22 protein-coding genes are annotated in these 22,475 nt (G+C 69.5%); 7 read left to right on the plus strand and 15 right to left on the minus strand.

What is annotated here, in order from left to right:
- Positions 1-47: 47 nt before the first annotated feature.
- The 10 genes from CCR97_RS03785 to CCR97_RS03830 form a co-directional block, all read right to left on the minus strand.
- A complete protein-coding gene (locus CCR97_RS03785; RefSeq protein WP_111355419.1) occupies positions 48-533 on the minus strand; it encodes a nitrate reductase cytochrome c-type subunit in 486 nt (161 codons plus the stop codon).
- Between the two features lie 28 nt (positions 534-561).
- Positions 562-1,542, minus strand: a complete 981-nt coding sequence (gene napH / locus CCR97_RS03790; RefSeq protein WP_111355418.1) for a quinol dehydrogenase ferredoxin subunit NapH — start codon at positions 1,540-1,542, stop codon at positions 562-564.
- Positions 1,539-2,294: a ferredoxin-type protein NapG gene (gene napG / locus CCR97_RS03795; protein WP_111355417.1), complete on the minus strand. Its 756-nt coding sequence runs from the start codon at positions 2,292-2,294 to the stop codon at positions 1,539-1,541. Before napG ends, napH begins: the two co-directional genes overlap by 4 nt.
- Before the next feature lie 148 nt (positions 2,295-2,442).
- Complete coding sequence (gene napA, locus CCR97_RS03800) at positions 2,443-4,962, minus strand: nitrate reductase catalytic subunit NapA (RefSeq protein WP_170145674.1); 2,520 nt, start codon at positions 4,960-4,962, stop codon at positions 2,443-2,445.
- Between the two features lie 2 nt (positions 4,963-4,964).
- Positions 4,965-5,261, minus strand: a complete 297-nt coding sequence (locus CCR97_RS03805; protein ID WP_111355415.1) for a chaperone NapD — start codon at positions 5,259-5,261, stop codon at positions 4,965-4,967.
- A complete protein-coding gene (locus CCR97_RS03810) occupies positions 5,258-5,626 on the minus strand; it encodes a hypothetical protein (RefSeq protein WP_146618639.1) in 369 nt (122 codons plus the stop codon). The genes CCR97_RS03805 and CCR97_RS03810 overlap by 4 nt, the downstream gene beginning before the upstream one ends.
- A 338-nt stretch (positions 5,627-5,964) precedes the next feature.
- The gene (locus tag CCR97_RS03815) at positions 5,965-8,397 is read right to left on the minus strand and encodes an alpha-amylase family glycosyl hydrolase (protein ID WP_170145673.1); all 2,433 of its coding nucleotides are present in this window, start codon (positions 8,395-8,397) and stop codon (positions 5,965-5,967) included.
- 69 nt (positions 8,398-8,466) lie between these two features.
- Positions 8,467-9,165 (minus strand): EthD domain-containing protein, encoded by a 699-nt coding sequence (locus CCR97_RS03820; RefSeq protein ID WP_111355413.1) that lies wholly within the window; start codon positions 9,163-9,165, stop codon positions 8,467-8,469.
- Positions 9,166-9,317: 152 nt separating this feature from the next.
- On the minus strand, positions 9,318-10,865 hold the full coding sequence (locus CCR97_RS03825; protein ID WP_111355412.1) for a type 1 glutamine amidotransferase domain-containing protein: 1,548 nt from the start codon (positions 10,863-10,865) through the stop codon (positions 9,318-9,320).
- 60 nt (positions 10,866-10,925) lie between these two features.
- Positions 10,926-12,971: an AGE family epimerase/isomerase gene (locus tag CCR97_RS03830; protein WP_111355411.1), complete on the minus strand. Its 2,046-nt coding sequence runs from the start codon at positions 12,969-12,971 to the stop codon at positions 10,926-10,928.
- Positions 12,972-13,428: 457 nt separating this feature from the next.
- Here CCR97_RS03830 and CCR97_RS03835 point away from each other — a divergent pair, with 457 nt between their 5' ends.
- Positions 13,429-14,670 carry a BtaA family protein gene (locus CCR97_RS03835; RefSeq protein ID WP_245428697.1) on the plus strand — a complete coding sequence of 414 codons (1,242 nt, stop codon included), beginning with the start codon at positions 13,429-13,431 and terminating at the stop codon, positions 14,668-14,670.
- Between the two features lies 1 nt (position 14,671).
- The gene (locus tag CCR97_RS03840; protein WP_111355410.1) at positions 14,672-15,358 is read left to right on the plus strand and encodes a class I SAM-dependent methyltransferase; all 687 of its coding nucleotides are present in this window, start codon (positions 14,672-14,674) and stop codon (positions 15,356-15,358) included.
- A 104-nt stretch (positions 15,359-15,462) separates the two neighbouring features.
- On the opposite strand, the gene CCR97_RS03845 is transcribed toward CCR97_RS03840, so the two are convergent.
- Entirely contained in the window at positions 15,463-15,852 is a 390-nt protein-coding gene (locus CCR97_RS03845; RefSeq protein ID WP_111355409.1) for an H-NS histone family protein, read from the minus strand.
- 65 nt (positions 15,853-15,917) lie between these two features.
- Between CCR97_RS03845 and CCR97_RS03850 the strand changes: the two genes are divergently transcribed.
- Complete coding sequence (locus CCR97_RS03850; RefSeq protein ID WP_201159313.1) at positions 15,918-16,088, plus strand: hypothetical protein; 171 nt, start codon at positions 15,918-15,920, stop codon at positions 16,086-16,088.
- 621 nt (positions 16,089-16,709) lie between these two features.
- The gene (locus CCR97_RS03855) at positions 16,710-17,009 is read left to right on the plus strand and encodes an antibiotic biosynthesis monooxygenase family protein (protein ID WP_111355408.1); all 300 of its coding nucleotides are present in this window, start codon (positions 16,710-16,712) and stop codon (positions 17,007-17,009) included.
- Positions 17,010-17,135: 126 nt separating this feature from the next.
- On the opposite strand, the gene CCR97_RS03860 is transcribed toward CCR97_RS03855, so the two are convergent.
- The 3 genes from CCR97_RS03860 to CCR97_RS03870 form a co-directional block, all read right to left on the minus strand.
- On the minus strand, positions 17,136-17,363 hold the full coding sequence (locus CCR97_RS03860; protein WP_111355407.1) for an FmdB family zinc ribbon protein: 228 nt from the start codon (positions 17,361-17,363) through the stop codon (positions 17,136-17,138).
- Positions 17,364-17,480: 117 nt separating this feature from the next.
- Positions 17,481-18,137, minus strand: coding sequence for a GntR family transcriptional regulator (locus CCR97_RS03865; RefSeq protein WP_170145672.1), 657 nt, complete (start codon positions 18,135-18,137; stop codon positions 17,481-17,483).
- A gap of 203 nt (positions 18,138-18,340) precedes the next feature.
- Positions 18,341-19,195, minus strand: coding sequence for a polysaccharide deacetylase family protein (locus tag CCR97_RS03870; RefSeq protein WP_170145671.1), 855 nt, complete (start codon positions 19,193-19,195; stop codon positions 18,341-18,343).
- 202 nt (positions 19,196-19,397) lie between these two features.
- Between CCR97_RS03870 and CCR97_RS03875 the strand changes: the two genes are divergently transcribed.
- Genes CCR97_RS03875 through CCR97_RS03885 form a run of 3 tightly spaced genes read left to right on the plus strand, consistent with a single transcriptional unit; the run spans position 19,398 to position 21,754 of the window.
- Positions 19,398-20,498 carry a Bug family tripartite tricarboxylate transporter substrate binding protein gene (locus CCR97_RS03875; protein ID WP_111355404.1) on the plus strand — a complete coding sequence of 367 codons (1,101 nt, stop codon included), beginning with the start codon at positions 19,398-19,400 and terminating at the stop codon, positions 20,496-20,498.
- 3 nt (positions 20,499-20,501) lie between these two features.
- Positions 20,502-20,978 (plus strand): nuclear transport factor 2 family protein, encoded by a 477-nt coding sequence (locus tag CCR97_RS03880; protein ID WP_111355403.1) that lies wholly within the window; start codon positions 20,502-20,504, stop codon positions 20,976-20,978.
- Between the two features lie 59 nt (positions 20,979-21,037).
- Positions 21,038-21,754, plus strand: a complete 717-nt coding sequence (locus CCR97_RS03885) for a transporter substrate-binding domain-containing protein (protein WP_111355402.1) — start codon at positions 21,038-21,040, stop codon at positions 21,752-21,754.
- Between the two features lie 160 nt (positions 21,755-21,914).
- Here CCR97_RS03885 and CCR97_RS03890 read toward each other — a convergent pair whose 3' ends face one another.
- Positions 21,915-22,313: a PPOX class F420-dependent oxidoreductase gene (locus CCR97_RS03890; RefSeq protein ID WP_111355401.1), complete on the minus strand. Its 399-nt coding sequence runs from the start codon at positions 22,311-22,313 to the stop codon at positions 21,915-21,917.
- Positions 22,314-22,475: the final 162 nt, after the last annotated feature.

The raw sequence follows: 22,475 nt of genomic DNA on the forward strand, positions 1-22,475 counted from the left end.
TGCCGCGCCACGGGCGCGCGATGGCGCGCGCCGGCGGCGGCGCGCCGTCACTTCACTTCGGTGGCGTTCTGGAAGGTGCTGGAGACGAGCGGCTTGGCGTCGAGCTGCGGCACGTGGCACTGGGTGCAGAAGAACCGGGTGCCCGAGATCTTGTCGAGGCGGTTGCCCTCGCGGTCGTTGTAGTGCGTCTCGGAGACCTTCGGGGCGCCCGCCTTGATGTTGGCCGGCCAGTCGTGACAGGTCATGCACTGGTTGAAGTCCTTGGTGACCTGATAGGTCTCGATCCGGTGCGGGATCAGCGGCGGCTGCTGGCGGTAGGCGCGGCCGAACATGCCGTCGGACGGCGTGTCCTGCTTGACCACCGGCGGCGCCGCGCCGGTCTCCTCGAGGCCGACGTCGCCGCGCAGGCTCTTGAGCGAGGTGCGCTCCTGCGCGAGCCCCAGCCCCGCGGTCGCGGCGAGAAGGGCGACGAGCGTCGCGACGCGTGTCGCCGCCAGGGCGACGCGCCCGGCTCCGGTTCGCGGTTCGGCCATGGTTGCCCTCCATCGGTGTGCCATCGGATCAGACCTTCTCAAGTGTCGCCGGGGAGTCGGGCCCGGCGACCGGCGGCGACGGCGGCAGGGCCGCGTCCACGCGCCTGTCGAAACGGTGGGTGAACGTGAAGACGCGCTCCGGGCAGACGTCGACGCAGCGCCCGCACGCCGTGCAGTCGCCCGAGAGGATCACCGGGGTCGCGCCGTCGCGGCCGCGCAGCGCCGGCGCGATCACGTGGTTCTCGGGGCAGACCGCGAAGCAGTCGAGGCAGTCGTCGCAGCGCGTCCGCCCGCGCGCCGAGACGCGCAGCAGCGTCGCCTTCCCGATCAGCCCGTAGGCGGTGCCGACCGGGCAGACATGGCCACACCAGCCGTCGCGGGCGACGACGAGATCGAACACCAAGATCGCGACGACGATCGAGAGACCCGCCAGCGTGCCGAACAGGACGGCGCGATAGATCAGCGTCACCGGATTGATCAGCTCGAACGCGATCGTGCCGGTCGCAGCAGCGGCGGCGAGCACCGCGACGGCGACCAGCCAGCGCGTCTCGCGCCGCATGGAGAAACCCTTCTCGACGCCGAGCCGGCGGCGCAGCCAGGCGGCCAAATCCGTGACCGGGTTCACCGGGCAGACGAAGGAGCAGAAGGTGCGGCCGCCGAAGATCAGATAGAAGCCGATCACGATGGCGACGCCGGTGAGCGCCGTCGTCTCCGGCCAGTGGCGGGCGACCAGCGACTGAAGGACCACGAACGGATCGGTGAGCGGCAGCACGTCGAAGGTGAGACTCGCGGCGAGCGTGCCCTTGGCGATCCACACGCCCGCGAGCGGGCCGGTCAGGAACAACGCCAGCACGCCGAGCTGGGTCAGCCGGCGCAGGATCAGATAACGGTTCGCGGTCCAGACGCCGTGCAGCCGGCGCGCCTCGCGGCCGGGAACGCGCGCCGCGGCGCGGGGCGTGCCGTGCGACGCCGATCGAGTCGGAGTGGCGGCCGGAGTGCTGGCACTCATGGCTTCGGCTCCGGCAGACGGTCCGGCAGATCGATGAGGCCGGGCACCAGCTCGCGACCGGCCTTCTTCTTCTCCTCCCAGCCGCGGCGGTAGTGCTCGTCCTGGCGGCCGGCGGCGAGCTTGATCGGCAGCACCTTGATGGCCGCCTCGGTGAGCACGCAGGACTTCTCGCACTTGCCGCAGCCCGTGCAGGCGTCGGCGTGGACGACCGGCTCGAACACGGCGTGCTTGCCGGTGCGGCGGTTGTGCGTCTGCTCCAGCGTGATCGCCTTGTCGATCACGGGGCACACCCGATAGCAGACGTCGCAGCGCAGCCCCTGCAGATTGAGGCAGGTGTCGCGCGACGCGATCACGGCGACGCCCATGCGGGCCGCCGTGATGTCGACGAGGCCCTTGTCGAGCGCGCCGGTCGGGCACGCCTTCACGCACGGGATGTCCTCGCACATCTCGCACGGAATTTTTCGCGCCCGGAAGAACGGCGTTCCGCCGGCCGGCCCGGCGGCGAGATCGGCGAGCTTCAGTGTGTCGTACGGGCAGGCGCGCACGCACAGCCCGCAGCGCACGCAGGCGGACAGGAACCTGTCCTCCGGCAGCGCGCCGGGCGGCCGCAGCGCGTCGGCCGGCAGCGAGCGCGACTGCGCGGCGAAGAGCGCGAGCCCGAGCCCGCACGCGCCCGCCCCTACCGCCGTGCGCAGGGAGGCCTGCACGAAGCGGCGGCGGGTCGGGGCTTTCGGTTCGCTGTCGCGCGCCATCTCGGCTCACACTCGCCTTCGATCACCGGTCATCCGCGGGCTCGACCCGCGGATCCATCCTTCGAAAAGCAAGCGTCCTCCTGGTTCGATGGATGGCCGGGTCGGGGCCGGCCATGACGGCGTTGTTGAACGTTTCGAATCGCGCCGGTCAGATCGGCACCACCTTGCAGGCCGCCTTCTTGAAGTCGGTCTCCTTCGAGATCGGGCAGGTCGCGTCGAGGGTGAGCTTGTTGACCAGCTGGCCCTCGTCGAAGAACGGGATGAAGACGAGGCCCGGCGGCATCTTGTTGCGGCCGCGGGTCTCCACCCGCGTGATCACCTCGCCGCGGCGCGTGATCACCTTGACGGACTGGCCGCGCCTCAAGCCCCGGCTCTGCGCGTCGTCCGGATGCATGAACAGCTGCGCGGTCGGATAGGAGCGGTGCAGCTCCGGCACGCGGCGCGTCATCGAGCCGGAGTGCCAGTGCTCCAGCACGCGGCCCGTGCACAGCCACATGTCGTAATCCTTGTCCGGGCTCTCGGCGGCCGGCTCGTAGGGACAGAAGATGATCCGCGCCCGGCCGTCCGGCTTGCCGTAGAACTTCACGCCCTCGCCGGCCTTGACGTAGGGATCGTAGCCCTCGCGGAAGCGCCACAGCGTCTCCTTGCCGTCGACCACGGGCCAGCGCAGGCCGCGCGCCTTGTGATAGATGTCGAACGGCGCGAGATCGTGCGCCTTGCCGCGGCCGAAGGCGGCGTACTCCTCGAACAGCCCCTTCTGGACGTAGAAGCCGAACGCCTGGGACTCGTCGTTGTCGAAGCCCTGCTGGGTCTCGGCGAGCGGGAACTTGTTCACGGCGCCGTTCGCGTAGAGCACGTCGAAGAGCGTCTTGCCGCGCAGCTCCGGCTTCTTGGCGATCAGTTCCTCGGGCCACACCTCCTCGACCTTGAAGTATTTCGAGAACTCGATGGTCTGCCAGAGGTCGGAGCGCGCCTCGCCCGGCGCCTTCACCTGCTGGCGCCAGAACTGGCCGCGCCGCTCGGCATTGCCGTAGGCGCCCTCCTTCTCCATCCACATCGCAGTCGGAAGAATCAGATCGGCGGCGAGCGCCGTGACGGTCGGGTACGGATCGGAGACGACGACGAAGTTGTCGGGGTTGCGGTAGCCCGGCAGGCCCTCGCCGTTCATGTTCGGCGCGGTCTGCATGTTGTTGGTGCACTGGACCCAGTAGGCGTTGAGCTTGCCGTCCTTGAGCATCCGGTGCTGCACCACGGCGTGATAGCCGATGTTGCCCGGGATGGTGCCTTCGGGGAGCTGCCAGATCTTCTCGGCGACGGCGCGATGCGCCGGGCTCGTGACGACCATGTCGGCCGGCAGCCGATGCGCGAAGGTGCCGACCTCGCGGGCCGTGCCGCAGGCCGAGGGCTGGCCGGTGAGCGAAAACGGGCCGTTGCCGGGCTCGGAGATCTTACCCGTGAGCAGATGGATGTTGTAGACGAGGTTGTTCACCCAGGTGCCGCGGGCGTGCTGGTTGAAGCCCATGGTCCAGTAGGAGACGACCTTCTTCTTCGGATCGGCATAGAGCCTGGCGAGCTTGAGGAGCTTGTCGGGCTCGACGCCGGAGAGCTTCGCCGTGTACTCGAGCGTGTATTTCGCCACCTGCTCCTTGTACTGGTCGAACGTGATGTCGCGCATGCCGGCCGGATCGATGGCGCCGTCCTTTCCGGCCTTGTGCGAGGCGTTCTTGGCTGCCACCTCGCGCGGATCGGTCGGGCGCAGCCCGTAGCCGATGTCCTCCACGGTGTGGGCGAAGGCGACGTGCTTGCCGACGAAGTCCTGGTTCACGGCGCCGTTCTGGATGATCCAGTTGGCGATGAAGTTGAGGATCGCGAGGTCGCTCTGCGGCACGAAGATCATGCCGTTGTCGGCGAGCTCGAAGCTCCGGTGCTCGAAGGTCGAGAGCACGTGCACCTCGCAGCCGTCGTGGGTGAGGCGCCGGTCGGTGAGGCGCGACCACAGGATCGGATGCATCTCGGCCATGTTGGCGCCCCACAGCACGAAGCCGTCGGCGTGCTCGAGGTCGTCGTAGCAGCCCATCGGCTCGTCGATGCCGAAGGTGCGCATGAAACCGGCGACCGCCGACGCCATGCAGTGGCGCGCGTTGGGATCGAGATTGTTGGAGCGGAAGCCGGCCTTGTAGAGCTTCGCCGCGGCGTAACCCTCCCAGATCGTCCACTGGCCCGAGCCGAACATGCCGACCGCGGAGGGGCCGCTCTTCTTCAGCGCCGCCTTCCACTTCTCGGCCATGATCGTGAAGGCCTGGTCCCACGTGATCGGCGTGAAGTCACCGGTCTTGTCGAACTTGCCGTTGCGCATGCGCAGCAGCGGCCGGGTCAGCCGGTCCTCGCCGTACATGATCTTCGACAGGAAGTAGCCCTTGATGCAGTTGAGGCCGCGATTGACGGGCGCGTCGGGATCGCCCTGCGTCGCCACGACCTTGCCGCCCTTGACGCCGACCAGCACGCCGCAGCCGGTGCCGCAGAAGCGGCACACGCCCTTGTCCCAGCGGATGCCGTCGCCGCGGGCGACCTGCGCGTCCGCCGTCTCGGGGACCGTCACGCCGGCGGCGGCCGCGGCGGCCGCCACGGCGGCCAGCTTCATGGTGTCGCGTCGCGTCTGCTCGGACATGTTCAAGCCTCCATGACGTGCGGAGCCGCAGGGCCGCGGTCCGGATCGAATCCGTGATAGACGAGCGCCGCGGCGACCACGCCGGGCGTGCGGTGAATGGTCTCGAGGCCCGACAGCGCAGTCGCGGTGTCCGTGTCCTCGAGCGTGACGATCAGCCGGCCGCCGTCGAGCACGGCGTGCAGCTCGCTGCCGGGAATGGCTTCCAGCGCCCGCGCGATCTCGTCCGCGCGCGCTGGCAGGGCGTGGACCAGCACGCCACAGACATTGGTGCCGCAGACACCCGTGTCGCTCTTCGTCATGACGTGACCTCTGGAGAAGCGGCGGCGTCCGCGCGCGCAATGGGCATGTCGGGGGACAGCACGCTGGCGGTCAGCACGCCCGGCATCTCGGTCAGTGCCTGCAGGGTCGCGGCGACGGCGTCGGCCGGGACCTCCGCGATCAGGCGGCCGCGCGTCGGCTCGGAGACGCGAACGCCTTCGAGCGCACGCACCGCGTCGCCGACGGCGTCACGGCGGGCGGGCGCCACCTGGACGAGAATCGCGACGCGCGCGTCCGGTATCGCGGATCGAGACGACGGCGCGTCGGCGGCACCGCGCCGCCAGCGACCGGTCAGGACAAGTCGACGATCAAGGACGGCGGACTCGGAGGACGGAACGGCGGGCATGCAGTGCGACCTCGGCCGGGCGGAAGGCTGGGCGGGACACACGCGGGGGACGTGGACTGGCGCGGTAGTAGGCGACGGCGCGCAAAAGATCCTTGATCCCGATCAGTCATCTTTCCGATTCCGGGAAATTGCCCACAACGGCAGCGCATTCAGACTATTATTTAGGCAAACCAGATCGATGCCCGAGCGGTATCGCGGCGAGCGCGGCGCCGCACATACCGCCCCTCGACCGACAGATCAGGAAACGCCCCGATGTGGCGAAACGCCGCTCGCGAGGCGCCGGCGCGCCTCCGTCCGTGTTTCGCAGCCCGTGACGTCGTCTGCGAGACATACGCCGGCTAGACGCGCTGGAGGACCGCGACGGTGTTCGCGGCGAGCCGCACCGTCAGGGCCCCGTGGCCGCTCGCGACCGGGCCGATGTTCTCCAGCCCGCCGCCGCCGAACGCGGCCGCGTCGCTGTTCAGCACTTCGCGCCATGATCCGTCGGCGAGCAGGGGATGCTGGATGCGGTAGCCGTCCGCGAAGGCGTGGTTGTTCAGGCTGGCGACGACGACGAGCTCCTGCCCGGCGTCGGCGCGGCGGACGGCGAGCACCCGGTTGGCGTCGTGGACGTGCAGGATGTCGAGCGCGTGCGACCGTAGCGCGGCGGAGCCCCGGCGCAGCGCGATGACGGCCCGATAGAACGCGAGCAGCCGCGCCCCCTCGCCTTCCGCCAGCGCCTCGAAGTCTTCGCGGTGACCGATGAAGTCGTTATAACGATAGGGCTCGCGGGCGCCGACCTCCTCGCCCATGAAGAACATCGGCGTCGCCGGGCCGAGCAGACCCAGCGCCGCGATCACGCGGGTGCGCGCCTCGGCGAAGCCCCGCGTCGCGCCGACCAGCGGCGCACCGTTGACGGCCGTGACGATGGTGCGGGCCGAGTAGACCTTGTGGCCGTTCTCCTCGTAGCTCGAGTTGCCGGCCTCGTCGTGCGACTCGTGATAGACGACATGCCCGTGCGTGCTCGCCGCCAGCGTGCCGGCGAACCACGTCATGTTCAGCGGCCGGTCGTCACCGTAGCCGGCGAACTTCAGCAGCCGGGCACGAGCGGAATCGTTGGTCGCGTCGCCGACCAGCTGATGGTAGAACTCGGCGTACCAGGCGGCGTCGAAGCCGAGCCCACCCGCGGCCGTCGGCTGGGTCACGGCCGGCCAGCCGGAGTGGTCCTCGGCGATCAGGATCACGTCCGGCCGCACCAGGCGCATGGTGCGGGTCCACTCCCGCAGGAACTTCTGGCCGAAGATGCGCGCGCCGTTGGCTGGGCGTCCGTCGGCGTGCAGCTTCGCATAGGCGTGCAGCGAGGTCGTCTGGTCGACCCGGAAGCCATCGACGTGGAACTCGTCGACCAGCATGGCGGCCGAGGAGATGAACAGCTTGCGGACGTTCTCCTCCCAGAAGCGCGGCGCCCAGCCGGTCGAGTCGTTGTCGATGTAGCCGCCCTCGGGGAACGAATAATCCTGCGGCCGGCCCTCGTACCAGTACCAGATGTTGCGCTCCGGCGCGGTCGAGTCGTAGGCCCACTCGGCCCGCTCGGCGTCGGCGATGTAGTGGTTGTAGACGACGTCCATGATCACCGCGATGCCGTGGCGGTGGCATTCGCGCACGAACCACTTGAACTGATCACGTCCGCCGCCCGCGTACTCGATCGCGAGGTAGTGCGACGAGCCGTAGCCCCAGCTCGCCCAGCCTTCGTATTCGGCGAGCGGCATCAGCTCGACCGCGTTGACGCCGAGCCGGCGCAGATAGGGCAGGAACGCCATCGCGTCCTTGAGCGTGCCGCGCGGGCCGCGGCCGGCGGCGAGCCCGTCGACATGCAGCTCGTAGATGATCAGATCCTCGAGCCGGCGCGGCACCGGATTGGCGGGATCGTACTCGTCGCGCCAGAACGCCTCCTCCGGCGTCCATTCGGTCTCGGGGAACACGCAGGACTCGAACGCCTTGGTGATGCGGGCCGGATCGACGACGACCGAGCAGCTCTTGGTGCCGTCGAGGCTCTTGCGGCACCCGCACCAGCTCGGCCCGCGGGCGGGGTCGACATTGCCGCTGCCGATCTGGCAGCGGGAGAACAGATCGGTGCGATAGGCGATCGTGCCGTCGTCGCGGGTGATGCGGTACATGTAGAGCGTGTGGTCGTAATCGCTCCAGGCGCCGCCGCCCGGCAGCTCGGCCGCGACCGTCGTCCACACGCCGTCGTCGTCGCGATGCATGGCCGTGGCCGTGTCGACGTCGCGGCCGTCGTCGAAGATGTAGCCGCCCTTCTCGTTGTTCGGCCCCGAGAGCGTCGCGCGCACCAGCTCGACAGTACGGGCGTTCGGCGCCCAGACCGCGAAGCGCACCCGTTCGCCGTCGTCGCCGAACACCGGATTGGCGCCGAGCCGCCGGCAATGGGTGAGGTGGTAGCGCTCGACCTGGTCGGCTCCGCGCAGCACGAACTCGCGATGCTGATCGGAGGACGACCCGACGCTCTGCTCGGTCGGCATCGCCGAGACGGTGCCGGCGTCGGTCGCCGTCGTGACGCTCCAGCGCAACGTCGCGCCCTGTGCGGCGTCGTCGAGTCGGACGGTGGCGCGAAACGCCGGGCAGCCGTCGTCGGCGACGAACGGCTCCATCGGAACGCTCGACCACTGCGCCGAGGGGCGACCTTGGTCGTCCCAGCTCCCCGCCAGCCTGACGTCACGCAGCACGATGTGGCGAAGCCCGGTACGATACTCGAAATGGACAGCGATCGGCATGATGGCCTCCAGTGACATGGCGCCCTTCGGCCCTCTCCCCGCGCGCGGGGAGAGGTTAAGACCGTGCCGTCAGCTCCGCGGCTCCGGCCCGATGATCCAGTGCTCGCGCACCACCAGGCGATGCAGAAAGCGCGGCTCGGCGCAGCGGCGCCAATCACTGGCCAGCATCGCGCCCTCGATCGAGGTCTCGGCCGCGAGCGCCGCGTCGCGATCGTCGAACCAGAGCTGCTCGACGCAGTCGAGCGGGGCCTCGCCGATCGCGTAGGCGCCGTCGCGCACATGGCCCTGCTGATACCGCCGGAGCCCCGGCAGCGCCGCCGCCAGGGCGGCGTGGGTCCCCAGCATGTGACTGCGGAAATCCCCGAGCGGCAGGCCTTCGCGCCGCTTGGTCAGCACGAGCAGCAACGCGAGCGTGGTGTCGCGCGCCTCCGCCGGTCCGGGCAGCAGCAGATGCGCCGTGGTGTCGAGCGCGAGCGTGCGCCAGAATGCCGCCCAGCGCGGCTCGTCGGCGCGCGCGCCGTCGATGAACTCCGGCGACTGCAGGGAGGCGAGCTGCTCGGTCTCGTTCGCGAGCCAGATCTCCGCGACGCCGCTCCACAGCGGCTCGGCCGAGTCGCCCGGCCGCGCGACGCGGGTGTCGACCTTGTACTTTCTGATCTGCGCGATGCGGCTCGCGTAGCGCACCGCGTGCTCCTCGACCCAATAGCGCTGGAACGCCGCCTCGGTCATGCCGGGCTTGGGGCTCGCGAAGATGAACTGGTGGATCATGGTTGCCCGCGGGGCCTCCGTCCTCGCTCGTCATGGCCGGGCTCGTCCCGGCCATCCACGTCTTCGACCGTTGCAGATTTATAGCGCGGCCTGCGGCCGCCCGTGGATGCCCGGCACGGGGCCGGGCATGACGGCGGAGAGGACAGACCGTTTCACCACCCCCACCGGCGCAGCGGCGGATCGCCGTCCAAAACCTCGATCAGCTTGCGGCCGGTCAGCGCGCTGTCCGGCGTCGAGCGGCCGGTGACGAAGGGCCAGTCGACCAGCACGCTGGTCGGATGACCGAAATTGCCGTGGAAGCCGCCGTCCGGGCCGGTCGCGTCGCGCAGGATGAACTCCAGCGGATAGGGCGGCGGCCCCATGTTGAAGTCGAGGAAGGTGTTGCGCGCCTTCACGAAGGCGGTGCCGTCCTTGTAGTCGTATTCGAGGCAGTGGCCGGTGACGTGCTTGCCCCAGATGATGCTCTTCCTGATGTTCATGTCGCGTGCGAAGGCCAGGCAGGCGACGCCGTAGCATTCCGCCGCGATCGGCTTGCCGGCGGCGAGAAAGGCCAGAATCACGTCGTGGACGCGCTGGTTGTTGACCATGTCGACGACCGGCCCGGAGCCGCCGACCAGCAGCACCGCGTCGTAGCGCGCGATGCTGTCGCGCGCCGCTTCCAGAGCGCGGTTGTAGGCCTCGAGCAGCCGCACGAAAGCGGGCGCCGAGTAGTAGGGCCGCTCCGGGAACCAGGCGGCGAGCGAGATCGGGTGTTGCAGGCGTGCGCCTTCCGGGGTCGAGGGATCGTCGAAGCGCCGCACCTTGGCGGCCATCTCGGGCGAGGTCACCGGACGCTGCAGCGGCGGATCGAAGAAGTCCGGATCCATGCTGACGGGAATCGCGTTCGGCCGCTTGCCGGTCGGCGTGCAGAAATCGACCGTGTATCCTGCGCGATCGAACTCCTCCAGCGGCCCGATCAGCTCCTCGCCCCAGTAGCCCCACTCCGAGAGCATCACCAGCACATGGCGTTTTCCGCGCGGCTCCGGCAAGGGCGGAAGTGGCGCCGTCGGGGGCGCCGCGGGACCGGCCAGGATCGCGTCCTTGATCGCGTCGACGAAAGTCTCGGTCGCGTGCCAGGAGCTGTTGGTGACGAGATCGCCGTCGACCACCACCTGATTCTTCTCCGGGGTGCCGGGCGCGCAGGGCGTGTAGAGGCCGCCGGCATTGATCACGTCGGCCAGCACCACCTTGTTGCAGATCACCTTGCGGCCGGCGAGCAGATCCGGCGCCGGCGTGAGCAGCCACAGCCCATGGCACGCCGCGCCCTTGACGATCGCCTTGTTCTGCATGGCGCGGCGGAAGAACCGCGCCGCCGGCACGCCGCGCGCCACCTCGGCCGCGTTGGCACCGGTCACGTCGTCGCGCTCGCTCCAGCGCAGCCGCACGCTGGTGTAGTTCGCCGAGACGATCACGGCGGCGTAGTCCTCGGGCGCCACCTCGTCGACGTCCTTGTCGACGTCGATCCATTCGGGCTGCTCGACCACGCCGGGCTCGACCGTCGAGTAGAAGCGTGCGCTCGCCTGGCCCCACAGGCGCGAGACGAGCTCGACGGTCGCGCCGTGGGCGGCGAAGCGCTCGCGATAGAGGCGGATCTCGCCGGGGATGAACTGCGACTCGACCAGGACGGCGATCTTCCTGCCGGCGAGCGGAGCGTTCGACATGACGGTCTCCTGTTCGGCGTGCGGTGCGACGTTCGGGATGATGTGCGGTCGGGCGGGCCTTCAGGTGGGAATCGCCGCGAACTGGACGACGAGCGCGATCGCACCGCCGTCCTGCGCGCCCGAAAGATTGGCGAGCGAGATCTGGAAGTCGTCGGGGTTCGACGGCTTGAGCTGCGCCGTCATGTCGATGCCGTTGACGACCACGCGCTCGATCGACAACCGCCCCGGCGGCATGAAGTCCGGCAGCACGTTGATGGTCGTCTGGTTCGGTGACGGACGGATGCGGAAATAGAGGCAGAAGCCGTTGTCGGCGCCGTTGCCCGCATCGACGAAGGTGCGGATGTAGACATGCGCCAGATAGGCGAGCTCGAAGGCGTGATAGCCGATCGCGTGGCTGCTCTTCATGCCGTACTGGCCGTCGAGGATCGGCAGCCCGTTCTCGGTGGTGCGGAAATAGTAGCCCTGCCGCTCGCGGTCGAGGAAGAATAGGTTCCAGAAGGCGGAGCATTCGCGGGCGAGCTGCAGGTAGATGCTGTCGCCCACCGTGGCGCCGTGCAGGATCAGATAGGCGAGCACGCCCTGCTCCTGCTGCCAGAAGTCCTTGGTGGCGCCCCAGGCGAACTGGATCGGCATGCCGCCGTTCGGGTGGCGCTCGACGCAGTCGAAGATGCCGCCGCGCACCGCGTCGAGCCCGACCGTCGCCATGTCGTCGCCCAGCTTGCGGGCGACCTGGAGGAGGCGCTTGGCGTGGTTGTCGTCGGCGGAGGCCTGCGGCCCGTGCCCCATGGCGCGGTGGCGGGCCGCGCGCATGTGGAAGTAGTTGGCGCAGCGCGTCAGGTTCCAGGCGATCTTCAGGTTGTGACCGACCACGGCGCGGTCCTGCTGCCAGCGATACGCATGGTCGGGCGTCCAGTCGTCGTGGAAGCGCTCGTTGACGTATCTCGAGCTCGGATCCGGGAACTTCTCGACGATCAGGGTGGTCGTCTCCTCCAGAATCGAGATTGCGGTCTTGAGGAGATCGGCCAGATAGGGGCGCGCGCTGCCGGCCGGCAGCGGCTCCAACGTGAGGATCAGGTTGACCAGATAGGCCGGGATGTGGTCGCCGATCGAGTTCCAGTTCTTGCGCTTGCAGTTCTCGCCGAGCGCCGGCGTGTCCGGCCGCATCGTCACCGGATCGAGATGCGAGTAGTAGCCGCCCTTGCCGGCGAAGCCCTTGGCGGTGGCGGACGGCGGATCCCAGTAGAAGGCCTGGAAGCTCTGGATGGTGCGCTTTATGTCCTCCAGCACCTCGGTGTCGAGTGTGATGCGGTAGTACTGGGTGAGTCCCGCGATGGCGTAGATCTGCTCGTAGAGCGGAATGGTGCCGATGTCGTCCGGCCCCTGCGAGGCGAAGTACAGGCTCTCGCCCTTCTCGCCCTCGCTGTGGCGGCGGCGGCCGTAGGCCCAGAAGCAGTACTCGCCGTCGTGGCTCGACGAGCGGAACGCCTCGCGCAGATACTTCACGGCCGCCTGGGCGGCGAGGAAGTAGCGCTCGGCGCCGGTGATCAGGAACGCCGTCGAAAGGTCGTAGAGCAGGCGCGACAGCACTGCGCATTCCTGCACGTTGTCGTCGACCGGCTGGCCCAGGATGTTGAGGTTGGTGCGGTAGAACTTGGCGAAGTCGTCGATCGTGTAGTTGCGGCGCTCGTCGAACAGGTGGTCGAGGATGCGGTCCGCCATCTGGGTGACCTGCACGAGCCACCAGTGGGTCTCCTCGAACAAGTAGCGGTCCGGAGCGGAGTGGAGCAGATAGACGGTGCGCGCCTCGAAGCGGGCGCGGTCGCCGTCCTCCTGATAGAGCCCGGCGACGAAGACGGGCCGGTCGCGCTGGATGTACTTGCGCAGCGCCATCTGCACGTCCGTGCCCGGCGGATCGGCGGCCGGATCGGGGACGCGGTCGCGCGAGATCTGGTCGAGATTGGTGACCACCTGATAGCTCGTCGTCACCCCCACGAAGGCCGTGAACTGATCGCCGCTGCGGGCCTGGAACGTGAAGCTGCCGTTCGCCTCGTCGACCGCCCGAACCGTCCCCGCGATCGTGATGGTCTGGGTGAAGTTCTGCCGCATCGGCTCCCTCCCTGCTCGCTCGGCCGGTTCGCGGCGACGCGGCGGACCAGGCGCGCGGCGTTGGCCACACGCTGGTGACGGCGCGGTCGTGGAACAGCCCGGTTTTGGTCTCGCCCGCTACCGATCGGCGGATCGCACCACCTGCGGTGCAGCCGGCATCGGCGGCGCAACCAATAGGAGATTAGCTTCCTAGTTGCAACCTGTGAATGCAACCGCGCCGATCACGACTTCGCGGGCACCCGACCGGCGCCGGCCGCAGCGCGCCCGGCCGACCGCGCGGGTTCAGCCGCAGCCAATTCGGGTGCAGCGAGTTCGGACGCCGTCCCCCGCCGCCGCGTCACACTGTCATGAAGGCGTCACCGGCTGATCGATACACACGCCGGTGTTCGACCGCGTGCCGTTCGCGCGTGGTGATTTGGACGCATCCCTTTCATCGCAGTCATCGAGGCCCGGTGTGATCTCCTCGCCGTCGAAGGTCCGGTGCGGCGTCAGCGCCGCCGTCCGTCGCACTCCCGCCCTGTCGCGCCAGGGCCTTTCCGAAATCGTCTTCGCCTGGATGTTCCGCGGGCTCGTCTATCCGCAGATCTGGGAGGATCCGGCCGTCGACATGGAGGCCCTGCAGATCGGCCGCGACCATCACGTGGTGGCGATCGCCTCCGGTGGCTGCAACGTGCTCTCGTATCTGATCGCCGACCCGGCGCGCATCACCGCCGTCGACGTCAACACGGCGCATGTCGCGCTGGTGCGCCTGAAGCTCGCCGCCGCCCGGCATCTGCCGTCGTGGCGCGCCTTCTACCGGTTCTTCGGCACGGCCGACGAGGCGGTCAATGTCGAGGCCTACTGGAACCATCTGGCGCCGCGGCTCGACGCGTCGACCCGCGCCTACTGGGAGGGGCGCGGCGCCTTCGGGCTCGGCCGGCGGCGCATCTCGCTGTTCGCCCGCAACGTCTACAAGCACGGCCTGCTCGGCCATTTCATCGGGCTGGGCCACGCGGTGGCGCGGCTCTACGGCGTCGACCTGCGCCGGCTGCTCGCCGCGCGGTCGCGCGAAGAGCAGCTCGAACTGTTCCAGACGCTGCTCGCGCCGCTGTTCGAGAAGCGCTTCGTGCGCTGGGCGGTCGACCGGCCGGTCGCGCTCTACGGCCTCGGCATCCCGCCGGCCCAGTACGCCGCGCTCGCGTCGGCCGGCGGCGGCGACATGGCGGCGGTGCTGCGCAGCCGGGTCGAGCGGCTCACCTGCGGCTTCGATCTCGACGACAACTACTTCGCGTGGCAGGCCTTCGGCCGCCGCTACGGCGACGGCGAGCGCGATCCGGTGCCGCCCTATCTGGAGCGCGACAACTTCGCCGCCGTGAGCGCCCGGGCAAACCGCGTCGCCGTCGTCAACGCGGCGATGACCGAGCATCTCGCGGCGCAGCCGGCCCAGTCGGTCGATCGCTACGTGCTGCTCGACGCCCAGGACTGGATGACCGACGCCCAGCTCGATGCGCTGTGGGGCGAGATCACCCGCACCGCGAAGCCGGGCGCCCGGGTGATCTTCCGCACCGCCGCCGAGCCGAGCCTGCTGCCCGGCCGGCTCGACGACGCGATCCTGTCGCGCTGGCGCTACGAGGCGGACGCCTCGCGTGCCTTCACGGCGCGCGACCGCTCGGCCATCTATGGCGGCTTCCATCTCTACGTGCTGGACGACCGGACCTGAGATGACGCACGCGATCGACGACCGCGGCGGCGATGCGGCGGCCGCCGACGCCACCGCGCGCATGAACCGGATGTACCGCCGCCAGCGGCACCTCTACGACCTCACGCGCAAATACTACCTGCTCGGTCGCGACGATCTGATCGAGCGGCTCGCCCCGCGCCCCGGCGACCGCGTGCTGGAGATCGGCTGCGGCACCGGGCGCAATCTCGTGCGGGCGGCGCGCCGCTGGCCGCAGGCGCGCTTCTTCGGCGTCGACATCTCGACCGAGATGCTGGCGAGCGCCGCGGAGGCGATCGCCCGCGCCGGCCTCGGCGGGCGGGTCGCGATCGCGCATGCCGACGCCGTCACGCTCGACCCGGCCGCCGTGTTCGGCGTGCCGCGGTTCGAGCGGGTCTACTTCTCCTACACGCTGTCGATGATCCCGGACTGGCACGGCGCGCTCGACCGGGCGCTCGCCCTGGTGGCGCCCGGCGGCGAGTTGCAGATCGTCGACTTCGGCGGTCAGGAGCGGCTGCCGGACAGCCTGCGGACGGCGTTGCGGGCGTGGCTGGCGTTGTTCCACGTCACCCCGCGCGACCATCTGGAGACACGTCTCGCCGCCCGGGCGCAGGCGCTCGGGGCGGCGTTGACGGTGGAGCGTCCTTACCGCGGCTACGCGCAGCGCGCCCGCCTGCGGATCGCCTGCTGACGGCACGGCTCGCCGACACGACCGCGCGTCCGGCCGCGAAAGATCGACTTCGGCGCCGCGGCGAGATCGCCGCTGCGCCCGGTGGCGACGGGGCCGCGGGCCGCTCAGCCGCGCTTGCGACGGCCGCGGGCACCACCCTTGCGGGCCGGCTTCTCGGCGACCTCTTCGACCTCGGCCTCGTCGGCGCCCTCGATCGAGAACTCGTCGAGCGAGTGACCGTCGGCGAGCAGCGCCGCCAGCCACTTCGGATGCGCGCCACGGCCGGCCCAGGTCTCGCCGTTCGGACCGCGATACTTCGGCGCCACCTTCACGCCTTTCAGGGCGCTCGACCGGCCGCCGGCCGACGCGCCACGGGCCGGGCGGCCGCGCGCCGTCTCGAGCGCGCTGAGCTGCTTCTTCAGCTCGCGGCTCCGCTCCTCCAGGGTGTCGTCGATCTCGCCGCGCAAGGCGAGCAGCGCATCGACGTCCATGGCCTTGAGATTCACATTAGCCATTGTCCGACTCTCCTAAATGGAGGTGAAGTTTTCTTCCGAGGGTCGAGCTTGTGCCGGGCAACCTCGTGACGATCGATCTCGGCGCGATCGATCTCGGTCCGGTCGGCGAACAAACCGGTGGGCGGGATATGAATAAGGCTCTTCTCACGTGCATGACTGTATCGCAAGTGAAAAACTGTATTTGGCTAACCGCGGAAAAATTGCGCCGCGCAAATATATTTACTTTTGATTTGTAGAGCCGAGGCCTCGCCCCGCGCTTATCGGCCGGCTGGACCCGGAAATCGGCCCGAAGTGCCACCAAACAAACCTGATTGTATTAGAATTAGCCCCATCCGCAAGCGAAAACACGCGAGAAACACTACGGAAACCTCTCCGTCGAAAACACCGGAGCGGCGACTTTCCACATGTTTTCCCGACATTCGGAACAACATGCGAGGCTCGCGAGGTTGCGCACTCCGCAACTCGACCGCACGAATCAGTGTCGTCGACAACCTTTTGTCGGATACCGGCCATCCGCCGGCGGGCGACCAGATTCGGGCACCGAAAGGAATCCGGGATCAAAAGCTCGATTCCGACGGGCCGGACGGGCGACACGAAGCCGGGCTTTTTCACGCAAAAGTCGGTCGGCGCAGGAAAATCCCGGGGCCGGAACTGTGGCCTTGGCGCGGCGGAATGGCCCGTGGCAACGAAATGCCGACGCAAGGGTCCGGGCAATCCCCTTGCCGGGCGGCGCCGTGCCGAACCGGCGGGGCTGTCGCGCACGCAGGTCAGGCGAGCGGCGCCGGGCGTTGCGTGGCCCGCCATCTCCGACGCATCATCCCGCCCGTCGTTTCCCTATTCCGACCGCAGAGGCATTCATGGTCCTGGAAATCGCGCAGATCGAGGTGAAGCCCGGCCTGGAGGCCGAGTTCGAGGCGGGGGTCGTGAAAGCGGTGCCGCTGTTCCGTCGGGCCAAGGGCTGCTCCGGCGTGACCCTTCAGAAGAGCCACGAGAAGCCCTCGCGCTACCGCCTCTTCGTCAAATGGGAGACGCTGCAGAACCACACGGTCGACTTCCGCGGCTCGCCCGACTTCCAGGCCTGGCGCGAATGCGTCGGTCACACCTTCGCGGCGCCGCCCGAGGTCGAGCACGTCGTGCAGGTCGTCGACGGGTTCTGAGCCCGATCGCCGCGCAGCGGCCGATCGATCTGCGGCCTGCGTGGCCGCCATCCGGCATCAGAGTGCCGCACGCGCGTGCGGCACCAGACAGATCGAAGGCTGCCGGCGAACGGCCGGCGCCGGCCGTCAGCCGCAGCCGCCCATGCCCATCGCCATGCCCGGACACTGGCCGCAGCCGCCGGGCGTGCAGGCCGGCTCCGCGTCGGCGCCGCCCTTCTGGGGCGAGGCGATCAGCGAGAGCTGCTGCTCCAGCTCGACGGCGCCACAGGCCGGGCATTCCGGCACGTCCGAGGACCGCACCAGGGTCTGAAACATGTGGCCGCAGCCTTTGCATGCGAAGCCGTAGATCGGCATGACGCCTCCGACGTGATCGAAAACAGAGCGAGTGCGGGAAGCGGGGGTGCCGGGTTCTTGCCTCACGCGGCGCGCGTGCGCAAGAGGCGGGACGCCCCGGCGCCCCTCCACGTGGCGTCAGAGCGTGCCGGAGATCCCGAGGTCGGCGAGAGTCTGGACGGTCAGGGCCCGGGCCGTCGCGCGGGCGGCCGCGACGTCCCCTTCGCAGATCCGGTCGATCAGGGCGATGAGCAGCGCCCGGCTCTTGCGGCCCCGGCTCCGGGCGAACGCGGCGTTCACGTAGATCAGGGTCTGCTGCAGGGTCCGGTCCCAGATCTCCTGCATCACCCGGTTGCCGGCGGCCGCCAGCAGCCATTGCGACAGCTTGCCGCCGAACGCCGGATGGCCCTCGTCGAGCTTCGTGAAGGCCGCGTCGATGTTGCGCTTCAGCGCGGCCGCGCCCGCGATGGTCTGCGGCGTCGGGCTGCGGGCGGCGAGCTCGACCGCGTATTCCAGGAGCGCGAGGCGCACCTGGAACAGCTCGATGATCTCCCGCTCGGAAAGGCGCTTGACCCGCACGCCCTGGAACGGCGGGCGCTCGGCGAGCCCGTCCGCCACGACAGCCTGCAAGGCCTCGCGGATCGGGCCGTTGGAAAAGCCGAACTCTTCGCGCAGCTGCGCCTCGCGGATGCGCTCGCCGGGGGCGTAGACCCCGGTGATGATGCGCTCGCGCAGCACCTCGGCGAGCCACAGGCTGCGCGACGGCGGCGGCGGCTCCGCCGGGGGACGCTGCACGGCCCGCACCGCGGGCTCGTTCCGCGCCGCGGGCTCGGGCCGTACCGTCCCGCCGGCCCCCGGGGCAGCCGCCCGCCCGCGTGCCGAAGCCGCAGGCCTGGTGCGTCGTCCCGGTTCCGTCATCGTCGCGCTCTCCCCGCCGAAGCGCCAGCGCTTACGCGGCCGCCGCGGCGATGACAAGCCGCCGTGGCCGCCGTGCCGGGTCAGAAGAACCGGGCCTTGTAGGAATGCTCGGGCACCGGCGCCGCCAGCGCCCAGTCGGCCAGCTCCTCGTGCCGGGCGAACCAGACGTCCGGGAACTGCTGCATGTAGCGGACGATCTCCTCGAACACCGACATGATCATCGGCCTTCCGCCGAAGTGACAGTGCAGGGTCAGCACCAGCATCGACATCGGCTCGGTGCGATAGAGATAGTCGAACGTGCCCTTGTAGACGTCCCACAGGTCGCGTGGGCTCGAGCGCAGCACGCGATTGTCGGTGAAGTCGCTGTTGGGCACCGCGGCGAGCACCCCGTTCGGCGTCTCGATCCGGTGCGGCAGGTCGATATAGGTCACGTCGGCGTGCCACTTGAGCTTCTCGGCGGCCAGGAAGCTCGTCGTGTGCTCGGTGAAGGCGAGCACCGAGGAGAGCCAGCCGGTCGGCCGCTTGCCGGCCTTCTCCTCCAGGATGCCGAGGCAGCGCCCGATGGTCGCCCGCTCCTCCTCCGGCTCCATGTAGGCGAGCAGCGCGTCCTGGGTGTAGTTGTGGCCGCCGACGTCGTGGCCGGAGCGGACGATCTGCGCCACCGTGTCGGGGAAGAGCTCGGCGCATCGCGCATTGGTGAAGAAGGTGCCGGGGATCTGCAGGCGGTCGAGCGTGCGCACGACGCGCCAGACGCCGACCCGCGCCCCGTAGGTCGACCAGGCGCGGCCGGCGAGATCGACCGTGCCGGGCTTGAGATGCGTGGTCTGCACCGAGTAGTTCGGCGCCTTTCCCTCGGCCCAGGTCTCGTACATCACCGTGACGGCGACGGCGACCCGCTTTCCGTTGGGCCATGTCGGCCCGTTCGCGCGTTCCACTGGACATCCTCCCGATCGTACCTCCGCCGGTGCTGAGAGCCGTCCCATCGATGCGGCGTCGCGCGTCTCGGTCCGGCGCGACGATTTCGACGGAGGGGAATTGCGTCGCGGCCTCTGATTAATTATTAATAATCTGCAAGTCAAGAACGAGCGGCATCCGCGCCGCACGAGGAAACGCAGAAAAGCAAGAGAGGAGCCGACCATGCGCCTGCTTCGGCAGCTCGCGACCGTCGTCGCCACGGCGACCGGACCCGCCGTCTTCAGCACCGGCCTGATCAGCACCGCCGTGATCGGCACCGTCGTGATCAGCACCGTCGTGATCAGCACCGTCGTGATCAGCACCGTCCTGGCGACGGTGTCCGGTCCGGCGGCGGCCCAACCCGGGGCGAAGGATGCCGCCCGAGACTCCTGGCCCGACCGTCCGATCCGCTTCATCGTCACCTCGGCGGCCGGTGGCGGCATCGACCTGATGGCGCGCCTGCTCGCCGAGGGCCTGAGCAGCGAGCTGCCGCAACGCGTGATCGTCGAGAACAACGGCGCCGCCGGCGGCCTGATCGCCACCCGCACGGTCGCCAAGGCGGAGCCCGACGGCTACACGTTCCTGTTCTCGGGACCCGGCATGGCGTCGCTGCCCTATGTCTACAAGACCCCGGGCTTCGACGTGCGCCGCGACTTCGAGAGCGTCTCGCTGGTGACGCGCTATCCGCTCGTGATGGTGACGTCGCCGGACGTGCCGGCCAAAACGCTGCCCGAGTTCATCGCGCTGGTGAAGAAGAACCCCGGCAAGTACGCGTTCGGCTCGAGCGGCATCGGTGGCGCCTCGCACATCCCGCTCGAGGCGTTCAAGGCCAGCGCCGGGCTCGACATGGTCCACGTGCCCTACCGCGGCAGCGGCCAGACGACGGCGGCGCTGCTCGGTGGCCAGATCCATCTCGTCATCGACGGGCTGGCGCCGCAACTCCCCAACATCGAGGACGGCCGCGTGCGGGCGCTCGCCGTCACCACGACCGAGCGATCGCCGAAGCGGCCGGACCTTCCGACCGTCGCGGAGACGCTGCCGGGCTTCGCCTTTCCCATGTGGGTCGCCGTCTTCGCGCCGGCCAAGACGCCCGCCGCCATCGTCGAGCGCATGTCGAAGGCGATCGCCGCGGCCGTGAAGTCACCGGCCGTCGCCAAGCGGTTCGACGAGCTGGTGGTCGATCCGGTGGGCTCCTCGCCCAAGGAGCTCGACCGCTTCCTCGACGAGCAGCTCGCCTTCAACAAGGCGGCGATCGAGAAGGCCGGCATCAGCATCCAGGAGTGAGACATGGTCGCGGAACCGAACGGCGGGGGCGGGCGCGATCGGGGCGCCCTCCTCCAGGTGCTCACCGCGCTGGAGGTCGATTATTGGCACGAGGTCGATCTTCATCACGGCCGCGAGGGGCACGGCTTCTACGTGCCCGACGGCCTGTTCGTGATCGGCGACACGCGGATGGAGGGCCGCGACGCGGTCCGCGGCTTCTATGCGTGGCGGGAGGCGCGCGGCGCCCGCACCGCCCGCCATGTCGTCACCAACTTCCGGATCGACCGGGCCGGCGAGGACGAAGCCACCCTGCGCTGCATCCTGCTGCTCTACGCGGCCGACGGCGAGCCGGTGCTGCCGTCGCTGCCCGCCATCATGATCGCCGACGTGACGAGCGACTGCGTGCGCCAGGACGGCCGGTGGCTCTACCGATCGCACGTGCTGACGCCGGTGTTCATGGGCGGCGTGGCGCCGACCATACCGCCGGCGGCCGAACCGTAGTATCGGTGCAGGCGGAGCCCCGGCCGGTGTCTCGGCCGCGGGCCAGGAGGGAGCCCCCGATGCAGGACGTGCTGAACGAGCTCGCGCCCAAGGGCCGCGTGCGCGCCGCCATCAATTTCGGCAACGCCGTGCTGGCCCAGCAGGACCCGACGACGGGCGAGCCGCGCGGCACCCAGGCGGCGCTCGCCCGCGCCCTCGCCGAACGGCTCGGCGTGGCAGTCGAGTTCGCGACCTACAAGGCGGCCGGAAAGGTGTTCGAGGCGCTCGCCCGCGACGAATGGGACGTCGCCTTCATGGCGATCGACCCGGTGCGCGCCGCCGAGCTCGACTTCACCGCCCCCTATGTGCTGATCGAGGCCGGCTGCGTGGTTCCCGAAAACTCCCCCCTGCAGGATGTCGGGGACGTCGACCGGCCGGGCGTGCGCATCGCAGGGGCGCGGGGCAGCGCCTACGAGCTGCACCTCACCCGCACGCTGAAGCAGGCGGAGCTGGTGCTCGCCCCGAGCGGGCCGGAGGCGCGCGCCCTGTTCCTGAAGGACGGGCTGGAGGCGGTCGCCGGGGTGCGCCAGGAGCTGGTCGCCTTCGCCGAATCGCATCCCGGCTACCGGGTGATGCCGGGCCGCTTCGTCGGCATCGAGCAGGCGATCGCCGTGCCCAAGGGCCGCGCCGCCGCGCTCGCCTTTCTGCAAAACTTCATCGCCGAGATGAAGAAGAACGGCTTCGTCGCCCAGGAGCTCGCCGCGAGCGGCCAGTCGCCGAGCCTGGTGGCGCCGTGAAGCACTGTTCGGTCATTCCGGGGCGCGGACCGCCGTCCAGGCCTCTCCGCCGTCATGCCCGGCCTCGTGCCGGGCATCCACGCCTTGATGCTTCTCAGCAAAGAAAGACGTGGATGGCCGGGACAAGCCCGGCCATGACGAGCCCTGACGTTCAGCGCGCTCAGTTCATTCCGGACGCCGAGGTCGGCTCGATGGCGATCGACAGGCGCTGCTCGCCGGGCTGGCGGTACGGATAGGTGTCGACGCCGAGATACTTCTTGGCCAGCGAATCGATATGGGCGTCGGCCCCATCCTCGGTGACGCTGCGGACCGTGCCGCGGATCTGCAGGTAGCGATAGGGATTGTCGGGGTCGATGATGGCGAGCGCGACCGGCCGGCCGGGCGTGAGCGTCTTGGCCTTCACGCGGCCCTTCGCCGTGTTCACCCGCACGACGCCGTCCGTGTAGTCGAACCACACCGGCGTCACCTGCGGCGAGCCGTCGGCCATCACGGTGGCGATGCTGGCGAAGGCCTTCTTGTCCTTCAAGAGATCGAGATAGGCGTCCGGAGGCGTGACCATCGATTATCTCCCGGGGTCCTGACGGTGTCCTAGGCGCGCCGGCGCGCCGCCGGCACGGTGGTATATAGGGTGGGATGCACCGGCCGACAGGGTCGGGGAGCGCGCCGGCCCGCCCTTTCCCCGCCGCGCTCGCCGGCCCATATTGCGGCCCATGGCCAAGCC

Origin of the sequence: Rhodoplanes elegans, from assembly GCF_016653355.1 — a bacterium.
In the GTDB taxonomy this organism is placed as follows: Bacteria; Pseudomonadota; Alphaproteobacteria; order Rhizobiales; family Xanthobacteraceae; genus Rhodoplanes; species Rhodoplanes elegans.

Coding starts and splice junctions, on each gene's coding strand:
- CCR97_RS03785 (WP_111355419.1), bottom strand. CDS start 533: ATGGCCGAACCGCGAACCGGAGCCGGGCGCGTCGCCCTGGCGGCGACA.
- napH (WP_111355418.1), bottom strand. CDS start 1,542: ATGAGTGCCAGCACTCCGGCCGCCACTCCGACTCGATCGGCGTCGCAC.
- napG (WP_111355417.1), bottom strand. CDS start 2,294: ATGGCGCGCGACAGCGAACCGAAAGCCCCGACCCGCCGCCGCTTCGTG.
- napA (WP_170145674.1), bottom strand. CDS start 4,962: ATGTCCGAGCAGACGCGACGCGACACCATGAAGCTGGCCGCCGTGGCG.
- CCR97_RS03805 (WP_111355415.1), bottom strand. CDS start 5,261: ATGACGAAGAGCGACACGGGTGTCTGCGGCACCAATGTCTGTGGCGTG.
- CCR97_RS03810 (WP_146618639.1), bottom strand. CDS start 5,626: ATGCCCGCCGTTCCGTCCTCCGAGTCCGCCGTCCTTGATCGTCGACTT.
- CCR97_RS03815 (WP_170145673.1), bottom strand. CDS start 8,397: ATGCCGATCGCTGTCCATTTCGAGTATCGTACCGGGCTTCGCCACATC.
- CCR97_RS03820 (WP_111355413.1), bottom strand. CDS start 9,165: ATGATCCACCAGTTCATCTTCGCGAGCCCCAAGCCCGGCATGACCGAG.
- CCR97_RS03825 (WP_111355412.1), bottom strand. CDS start 10,865: ATGTCGAACGCTCCGCTCGCCGGCAGGAAGATCGCCGTCCTGGTCGAG.
- CCR97_RS03830 (WP_111355411.1), bottom strand. CDS start 12,971: ATGCGGCAGAACTTCACCCAGACCATCACGATCGCGGGGACGGTTCGG.
- CCR97_RS03840 (WP_111355410.1), top strand. CDS start 14,672: ATGACGCACGCGATCGACGACCGCGGCGGCGATGCGGCGGCCGCCGAC.
- CCR97_RS03845 (WP_111355409.1), bottom strand. CDS start 15,852: ATGGCTAATGTGAATCTCAAGGCCATGGACGTCGATGCGCTGCTCGCC.
- CCR97_RS03855 (WP_111355408.1), top strand. CDS start 16,710: ATGGTCCTGGAAATCGCGCAGATCGAGGTGAAGCCCGGCCTGGAGGCC.
- CCR97_RS03860 (WP_111355407.1), bottom strand. CDS start 17,363: ATGCCGATCTACGGCTTCGCATGCAAAGGCTGCGGCCACATGTTTCAG.
- CCR97_RS03875 (WP_111355404.1), top strand. CDS start 19,398: ATGCGCCTGCTTCGGCAGCTCGCGACCGTCGTCGCCACGGCGACCGGA.
- CCR97_RS03880 (WP_111355403.1), top strand. CDS start 20,502: ATGGTCGCGGAACCGAACGGCGGGGGCGGGCGCGATCGGGGCGCCCTC.
- CCR97_RS03885 (WP_111355402.1), top strand. CDS start 21,038: ATGCAGGACGTGCTGAACGAGCTCGCGCCCAAGGGCCGCGTGCGCGCC.
- CCR97_RS03890 (WP_111355401.1), bottom strand. CDS start 22,313: ATGGTCACGCCTCCGGACGCCTATCTCGATCTCTTGAAGGACAAGAAG.